Here is a 965-nt window from a genome sequence, read left to right on the forward strand (position 1 = left end):
GCCTGCATCAGCGCTAGAAGAAACCGCTCAGCCGAGGTAGGAGGCCGCCATGTCCTTGTCGCCATGGCCCTGCTCCAGGGCGCGCTGGAAACGCTGGATTCCGGCCTCGGCCAGATCCAGCCGGACCCCGGCTCTGGCGGCCGCCGCCACCATCAATTCGGCGTCTTTCAGGGCGTTGGCCAGGGTAAAGCTGGGGCTGTAGTCGCCACTGAGCATGGCCCGGGTCTTGGCCTGGAAATAGCCGCTGTCAAGGGGCCCGCCGCTGACCAGTTCCACCACCAGCGCCGGGTCCAGCCCCAGCCCCTTGGCCAGGGCCAGGCTTTCCGCGGCGCCGTGGGTCAGGGCCAGCACCCAGCTGTTGAGGGCCAGCTTCAGGCGGCTGCCGGCTCCCGGCTGTTCGGCAACCCAGAGCACACGCTTGGCGATGGCCTCCAGCAGCGACTGCAACGCCGGCCGATGAGCCTCGGGGCCCGCGCCCAATACCACCAACTGGCCCTGCTCCGCAGGCTGGCGCGTGCCCAGCACCGGGGCATCGTAGAAGACCAGCCCGCCATCCCGGGCAAAGCCTTGCAGTTCGTCGTTGGCCTCGATCCCCACGGTGGCCATCTGCAGCCAGAGCGCCCCAGGCTCGAAACCGTCCCGTGCCTGCTGCATGGCTTGCAGCACGGCGGCACCGTCCTTGCCCAGGGTGATGATCACTTGCGCCCCGCGTACCGCCTCGGCGGGCTCGGCAAATACCTGGATATCGTCCGCGATCAGCGCCTGGGCCCGTTGCAGCGTGCGGTTCCAGGCCCGTACCGCAAAGCCCTTGCGCCGCAGATTGCGCGCCACTGCGGCGCCCATGATGCCGATGCCTAATACCGCAATGGATCCTGGTTGCTTGGCCATCTGCGTCTCTCCCGTGTTCAATTAATTATGGAATGATCATTCCAATAAAAGGCAAAAAAAAGCCCAGCCCTGTAGGA

Annotated in this window: 1 protein-coding gene; it reads right to left on the reverse strand. The window is 66.2% G+C overall.

Going from position 1 to position 965, the window contains the following annotated elements; translation table 11 throughout:
• Positions 1-27: 27 nt before the first annotated feature.
• Positions 28-888, reverse strand: a complete 861-nt coding sequence (locus F6S12_RS32210; protein ID WP_015635555.1) for an NAD(P)-dependent oxidoreductase — start codon at positions 886-888, stop codon at positions 28-30.
• Positions 889-965 lie beyond the last annotated feature (77 nt).

This window comes from Pseudomonas sp. JV245A, from assembly GCF_032424515.1.
Taxonomy (GTDB): Bacteria; Pseudomonadota; Gammaproteobacteria; order Pseudomonadales; family Pseudomonadaceae; genus Aquipseudomonas; species Aquipseudomonas protegens.